Source organism: Nocardioides antri, from assembly GCF_008373765.1.
Lineage (GTDB): Bacteria > Actinomycetota > Actinomycetes > Propionibacteriales > Nocardioidaceae > Nocardioides > Nocardioides antri.
Genome location: NZ_VUJW01000017.1, coordinates 1 through 5,498, shown reverse-complemented (window position 1 = coordinate 5,498; position 5,498 = coordinate 1). Strand labels below are relative to the sequence as shown.

Sequence of the window (5,498 nt, the reverse complement as noted above, 5' to 3'; positions counted from 1 at the left end):
GCGGCAGTAGCGTGCGGCTCCGCGCGCGCCGTGCGGCAATAACCTGGGGCCTAGCGGTACCGGGGTGGGATCAGGGCTCGTGGACGGCCTGCGATCGATAGAACGGGCCCAAGCCCTACCAGGACAAAACCTAACCCCATCAGCAGCAGGACGATGGTCGCTCCGTTCCACAGCGACACGAGGTACCAGAAGGACGCCCAGCCGCACCCCGCATGCAACCAGACGATGCGGATGGAGCGGGCTTCCGGGCTTCGATAGCCCACCCCTCCTGGTTTCACGTTCGCAGCAGCAATGGCGTACACGACTGCGTTACTCCGCCAACGTGCCATCAGGTCGAGGAGCAACGCGGTGACCGCGATCGCGAAGCAGACAACCAGAGCATCAAGCGCGGTAAAAACGACCTCCTCCACGGCGTCAGTTTCGCAGTCACCACGCCAGCGTCTCGGCAGAACCGCGCAGGCGATGCGGCAGATGAGGGCAGTCCGGGTGCCACACTTCAGGGATGCCGACAGCCCGCACGACTCGCTATCAGTGCTGTGTGTGCGGTGACCCCGCCACGCTGGATGCCCCGGACTACGTCGAACTGACCGTGCAGTCTCCTGACTCGGACGGTCATCAGTGGCTCGGTGCTCACCGCAGTTGCCTGAACCGCGTATTCACTGTCGAAGTAATAGTCGGCGAGTGACAAGCGCGCGCAACTTGGCATGGGCGCGCACGCCGTGCGGCAGTAGCGTGCGGCTCCGCGCACGCCGTGCGGCAGTAGCGTGCGTTCGCGACGGGACAATCTGTCCAACTGGGGTAGCCAGGAGGGTCGGTTGGCATAGCCAGAGGCGCCTGCATCCACCGCTCTGCCGTCAATGCAGTTGGCGATGAGGGCCGACAGCGACCCAACTCATCTCTTCGCCGCAGACTTTGCACCTGTAGAGGTCAGGACCAACCTGAGCAAAGGCTCGGTGAAGATGGTTTGACTGGCAAGCGAGGTTGGGGCACCACTGCATATCCGCTACCTCGTAGCCATCGACTAGTTCGGGCTCCTCCTCATCATCTGCGAGGTCGGCGGCGTCGTACTCGAGGAGCCCAGGGCCGTACACCAGTTGCGTTCCGCATTCGTCGCACACTTCCGTCGCGCCGGGAAACGGCATGCCCGAACCGCCCATGCCCTGGAGTCTCCCATGGCGGGTCGCTCGCGTGCTTCGTCGCGCGGTCTCCGAGGAGCCCGACGTGGCTTGTCTGCCCAACTGAGGTACACCCAACAGCGCCCGCTTCCCGGCAGCTGCGCGCACGCCGTGCGGCAGTAGCGTGCGCTCTTGCTGACATCCTCTGGGCATGGCCGAACCCTTGACCGTCAGCATCGCCGACCTCAGAGCCGCCTTGCTGCGGGCGTTGGACGCCACGGAGAAGCGGCTCGGCCCAGAGGTCGCGCTCGACGTGGACTACTACTGGCATCTTGCCGTGGAGGACGCGTTCAACATGGCCGGGGAACCCCAGACCTTCACGGTCGGCCAGGTGAGCGACGACCTTGAGGAGGCGGTGCAGGACGAGCACGATCGGCTGCCCGAGGAGGCATCACACGACCTGTCACACCTCGTCGGTGTCCTTCGAGCGTTGGAGTTTGCTGCGCGGTCCTGACAACCGCTCATCGACACGATCGCGCACTTCACGCGGCAGTAGCGCGCGGATAGGAACCGAATCACGGTCCGGCGCGTCGACCTAACATCGATGAGTCAGATCTGCCGAGGAGGAGCAACATGCGAGGCAATCTGCTAGCAGTGATGTTCGCCGTACTAGGTGCAGTGCTGCTGTTGGTCGGCGGACTCCTCGTGATGGAGTCGTGGCCGGAGTCCTCGGTCACCTCCGGCGACTGCGAATCGGCGGTGGACTGCCCTCCCATGACAATCGAGAGCGGAAGTGCGGCGTGGACGCTCGTCGGCGTCGTGCTCGGGCTGGTGGGACTTGTTGCCCTGGCCGTGGCGCTCTGGAGCGCGGCACAGCGCCGCGAGTCTTCGCAGAGTCACTAGGGACATCACCGCATCGCTCCGCGACCCGCCCCTTTCTCGTCAGATCCGCGCACGCAGGGCGGCGTGAGCGTGCGGCAAGATGCGGCCCATGCCCACGCGCTACGTTGACCGAAGTGCGCTAGTCGCGCTGCTCCGTGACAGCCGTGACCCCTTAGCGGAGCGGGCGACTGCTGCGCTGGACCCGACCGGTGTAGAGATGGTGCCGGTCACCTCTGGCGGCTTGGACTCGGCAACGTACGAGGTGCGGTTGGCACGCGCCGAGGCTAGCGAAGGGCCGAGAACCGGCGGGCTGAGAGCGTTCGTAGAGGCGTTGGCGCGACCTATGGCAGAGGCTGAGACGCTCAGCTTTCGCGGTCGCGACGGAAGCCAGTTCATCGTCCTACTGGACAGCGGTCAGGTAGTGGCCATCACCGTCATCGAGTCCGCGTAGAAGCGACCGCTCATCGGCATGACTGCGCATTTCGCGGCAGTTGCGGATCACCGCGGCAGTTGCCGTCGAGGGCGATCGGAGTCAGTCGGTGACTCGGCTGGATACGTGCACGCACACGGGTCCTCTTCTGCGAGGCAGCCGCTCGTGATCGCGCCGATGCTCAGGACGGCGACCGCCGCCGCGAGACATCGAGCTGTCGTTCTCACTCCAGAACCATAGGACGACGGCTGCCGCCTCGGTGTCCGTCCGGATTGGGTCGTCACGAAGGGGTGCTCCCGCACGCAATGCGCGAGCAGCGTGCAGTTTCGCGAGCACGCAGGGCGGCAGTAGCGTGCGGCTCCGCGCACGCCGTGCGGCAGTAGCGTGCGCTTCGCTGGACGACTGATACTGAGCCAGTGAGTGACCACGACGCGCCACAGCAACGCGAGTACGTCGGCTTCGTTTGGGTCGGCGATGAGCCCGGCGTTCGCGTTCGTTTGGTGGCCGCATCGCTGGACGACGCACGTGCGCAACTCATCGCCGAGTACGGGACGGGCCACGTCATCTCCATCTGGAACGAGGACGACGCGGATCGTCCTCGCAAGTAGCGCTCTCAACTCGGCGTCTTCGAGTGGATCAGGTGCGCCGACTGGCGGCTAAGTGACGCGAACACTGTAGACCGCGGTGGGCGCTGGGGCAGCCAAGGCTCACTCACCTGCCGTGGGGCCGTCGACGCCTACAGCTCTGCGCCAATCCGGGCAGGCCCAGCGGTGGCCATGGGTGAAGCAAGGTCAAACCCAGTCCGCGGCATTGCAGCCACCAAGCGCGACGAGAGCGTCACCGATATTGTGTCGGCCCCGGCTCGTAGCTTCCGCGCTATGCAGCAAGGTAAGTCCCGACGCAAACGAGGGAAGCATCGTCGCGCACGGGGCTGCGGCAACAAGGTTGCCTACAGCCAGTCAGCGGCGATCGCAGCCGCGATCGTTCGCTCGAAGAAGTCGGGCGTCAAGTACAACGCCTACAAGTGCTCGTTCTGCTACCTGCCGTCGGGCGCCTGCGCATGGCACATCGGCCACGCTGACTCGGTGCGACGCCGCCTTGGATAGCTTTCGACGACGCGGAGGGCCGCAACGGCCAGTCAGAATGAGCCCGGTGAGCAACGTGGGGAGACATGGCGTCAGGACCGATGGTCGGTTCGAGTTCACCTGCGCATCGTGTGGCGGAGTCGCAGCGACCCTTGCCGTGGTGGATGACGACCAACCGATCGACGCCGGTGCACTGCCTGACGGCGCCCGCCTCTCGTGGAGTCCCGGCGCTCCTTCGTATCGACTTGAGTTTGTCAACGTCAACACGGGCACTGCGCCAGACGGTCTTGTCGATCTCGTCTCGGACCTAGACGAAGTTGACCCACTCGTCGTACGCCGCATCGATTGGGAGCTTGCAGCCTTTTGCTGTCACGTCTGTGAGCTCAACTACTGCTCGAAGTGCTGGTCAAACTGGGTTGAGTTCGACGACGACTTCTACGACTGCACGCGGGGCCGCTGTCCCGCCGGCCACGAGCAGATGCTCGACGACTGACACCGACTTGACCTCCGCCCGTCGGGCACCATGAGAAGGTCCGCACCAGCGCGAACGCACCGTGGGTCCTGGGCGGCGCTATGACGCACTCTCGGCGCGGCGATAGCGTTCCGCGGCGGGCGCACGCCGTGCGGCAGTAGACGGCGCATCAGTCCTTACGGTTCTGCGCTTCTTGCCAGAGGAGTGTCCGCGCTTCCTTGGTGTCCAGCTGCTGCAACCCGTGGCGCGCCAAGTCTCTGATCGATTCGTCGGTGCTGCGGAGTTCTTGCGACAGGATCGGCAGTGCCTCGGGTGACCGCGCCGCGCCGATGAGTTCGAGGAGCCAGCACCGGAGGCCGTGATCCGACTCGGCTTCGTACTCCTGGATCAGTTGCGGCAACACGTCGGATGCGACGGGCTGGAGCATGTGGAAACCGTCCTCCTGCAACTGCGGGTCGTGCTTGCGCATCAGGCGCATCGCCGTCCGGAAGGTGTCGGTCACGTCACGAGCCTATGCGCGCTATTCGGCAACTTCGCGCACGCAGGGCGGCATGAGCGTGCGCTTTGCTGACATCCTCTGGGCATGGCCGAACCCGTGACCGTCAGCATCGCCGACCTCCGAGCCGCGTTGGTGCGGACGCTGGACGCCACGGAGAAGCGGCTCGGCCCAGAGGTCACGCTCGACATGGACTACTACTGGCATCTTCCCGTGGAGGAAGCGTTCAACATGGCCGGGGAACCCCAGACCTTCACGGTCGGCCAGGTGAGCGACGACCTCGCGGAGGCGGTGCACAACGAGCACGAACGGCTGCCCGAGGAGGCATCACACGACCTGTCACACCTCGTCGGTGTCTTTCGGGCGTTGGAGTTTGCTGCGCGGTCCTGACAACCGCTCATCGGCACGAGTGCGCACGCGAGGCGGCAGTAGCGTGCAGCTGCCGCGAGCACGCAGGGCGGCAGTAGCGGACACACAATCGGCACCCGTTTAGGTACTGATGCTCATCCCGTCGCAGCGTGCGCGTCGTAGGTTGCTCTCATGCGATGGGTAGAGTCAACAGGAGGAGGCGAACACCACTTCTGCACTGGGTTCATCGCCGCATTATCGGTATCCGCCGTCTATTTGTTGGTCGTTGAACTCTGGCCCAGCGCGCCGTCGGGGACGTTGCTCGTCTGGGCGGGATTGATGCTCCTCGTTGGACTGCTGCTGATGTTTCCGGAGCGAACCTGGCCCGTTGGGGTGGGCTTCCTCGCGGGGGCGGCGGTCTCGCTTGCCGTAATGGCCGTCATCGGGACCGTATGGATCGTGCAGCACACCGTTTGATCGAGGAAGAACGAGCGCGCAATTCGGGAGAACCGCGTAAGCGACGCGGCATTAGCGGACTTCTTCGTAGGATCGCGCGATCGCTGTCCCGCCGGCAGTGGCGAAGTCGCTGACGTGCCGGTCGCCGCGTCGGATCAAGCGGGGCACCTGTGGTCGGTCGTAGTCATCGATCGTGGCCTCTTCGAACCCGTCG

Annotated in this window: 9 protein-coding genes; 7 read left to right on the top strand and 2 right to left on the bottom strand. The window is 65.0% G+C overall.

Annotated elements, in window-relative coordinates; genetic code table 11:
- Positions 1–50: 50 nt before the first annotated feature.
- Positions 51–410: a hypothetical protein gene (locus tag F0U47_RS20085; protein WP_149752275.1), complete on the bottom strand. Its 360-nt coding sequence runs from the start codon at positions 408–410 to the stop codon at positions 51–53.
- A gap of 916 nt (positions 411–1,326) precedes the next feature.
- Between F0U47_RS20085 and F0U47_RS20080 the strand changes: the two genes are divergently transcribed.
- The 5 genes from F0U47_RS20080 (at position 1,327) to F0U47_RS20060 (ending at position 4,005) form a co-directional block, all read left to right on the top strand.
- On the top strand, positions 1,327–1,629 hold the full coding sequence (locus tag F0U47_RS20080; protein WP_149752274.1) for a hypothetical protein: 303 nt from the start codon (positions 1,327–1,329) through the stop codon (positions 1,627–1,629).
- Between the two features lie 119 nt (positions 1,630–1,748).
- Complete coding sequence (locus tag F0U47_RS20075; protein ID WP_149752273.1) at positions 1,749–2,018, top strand: hypothetical protein; 270 nt, start codon at positions 1,749–1,751, stop codon at positions 2,016–2,018.
- An 88-nt stretch (positions 2,019–2,106) separates the two neighbouring features.
- The gene (locus F0U47_RS20070) at positions 2,107–2,448 is read left to right on the top strand and encodes a hypothetical protein (protein ID WP_149752272.1); all 342 of its coding nucleotides are present in this window, start codon (positions 2,107–2,109) and stop codon (positions 2,446–2,448) included.
- A 395-nt stretch (positions 2,449–2,843) separates the two neighbouring features.
- Positions 2,844–3,035 (top strand): hypothetical protein, encoded by a 192-nt coding sequence (locus tag F0U47_RS20065; RefSeq protein ID WP_149752271.1) that lies wholly within the window; start codon positions 2,844–2,846, stop codon positions 3,033–3,035.
- Between the two features lie 544 nt (positions 3,036–3,579).
- A complete protein-coding gene (locus F0U47_RS20060; protein WP_149752270.1) occupies positions 3,580–4,005 on the top strand; it encodes a hypothetical protein in 426 nt (141 codons plus the stop codon).
- A gap of 148 nt (positions 4,006–4,153) precedes the next feature.
- Here the strand turns inward: F0U47_RS20060 and F0U47_RS20055 are convergent, their stop codons facing one another.
- The gene (locus tag F0U47_RS20055; protein ID WP_223162844.1) at positions 4,154–4,486 is read right to left on the bottom strand and encodes a HEAT repeat domain-containing protein; all 333 of its coding nucleotides are present in this window, start codon (positions 4,484–4,486) and stop codon (positions 4,154–4,156) included.
- A gap of 81 nt (positions 4,487–4,567) precedes the next feature.
- Between F0U47_RS20055 and F0U47_RS20050 the strand changes: the two genes are divergently transcribed.
- The gene (locus F0U47_RS20050; protein ID WP_149752269.1) at positions 4,568–4,870 is read left to right on the top strand and encodes a hypothetical protein; all 303 of its coding nucleotides are present in this window, start codon (positions 4,568–4,570) and stop codon (positions 4,868–4,870) included.
- A 150-nt stretch (positions 4,871–5,020) separates the two neighbouring features.
- A complete protein-coding gene (locus F0U47_RS20045) occupies positions 5,021–5,305 on the top strand; it encodes a hypothetical protein (RefSeq protein ID WP_149752268.1) in 285 nt (94 codons plus the stop codon).
- Positions 5,306–5,498 lie beyond the last annotated feature (193 nt).